The organism is Mesorhizobium sp. M7A.F.Ca.AU.002.02.1.1, assembly GCF_003998535.1.
GTDB classification, from domain to species: domain Bacteria; phylum Pseudomonadota; class Alphaproteobacteria; order Rhizobiales; family Rhizobiaceae; genus Mesorhizobium; species Mesorhizobium ciceri.
On the sequence record NZ_RZPB01001457.1, the window covers coordinates 1 to 534 of the forward strand.

Consider the following 534-nt stretch of genomic DNA (forward strand, 5'->3'; position numbering starts at 1 on the left):
GTCGACGTGATGACCAGCCTGCTGCGTTCCGGCGAAACCGGCAAGTTCGTCGCCATGCAGACCACCTGCGAACGGCCGGCCGCACTTGGCGTCAAGGAAGCCAAGGCGCTTTTGGCGAAGAAGAAATAGGGCAGCACACCTCAACCCTCTCCCCGTTTCGACGGAGAGAGGGTAAGGGTGGGGGGCAGAGCCAACTCGCCGCGTTGTGACGAATGCAGCCGACCGGCTCGTTTCCATTCGAGGATTTTCCGATGCCCTACACGCCCGCCGAAAATCGTTACGAGAAAATGGTCTACAACCGCTGTGGCCGCTCCGGCCTGAAGCTGCCGGCGATCTCGCTGGGCCTGTGGCACAATTTCGGCAACGACACGCCGCACAAGACCAAGCAGGCGATCGCGCGCAAGGCCTTCGACCTCGGCATCACGCATTTCGACCTCGCCAACAATTACGGTCCGCCGCCCGGTTCTGCCGAAACCGCCTTCGGTGAGATCCTGCGCACCGACTTCGCTGCCTACCGCGACGAACTGATCATCT

The 534-nt window shown here is 61.8% G+C and carries 1 protein-coding gene and 1 pseudogene; both read left to right on the forward strand.

Features of this window, described 5'->3' with window-relative positions; all coding sequences use genetic code 11:
* A pseudogene (locus EN879_RS40520) lies at positions 1-129 on the forward strand (gfo/Idh/MocA family oxidoreductase); the annotation flags it as partial.
* A gap of 122 nt (positions 130-251) precedes the next feature.
* On the forward strand, positions 252-534 hold a 283-nt coding region (locus EN879_RS38350), incomplete at its 3' end, for an aldo/keto reductase (protein ID WP_206521121.1).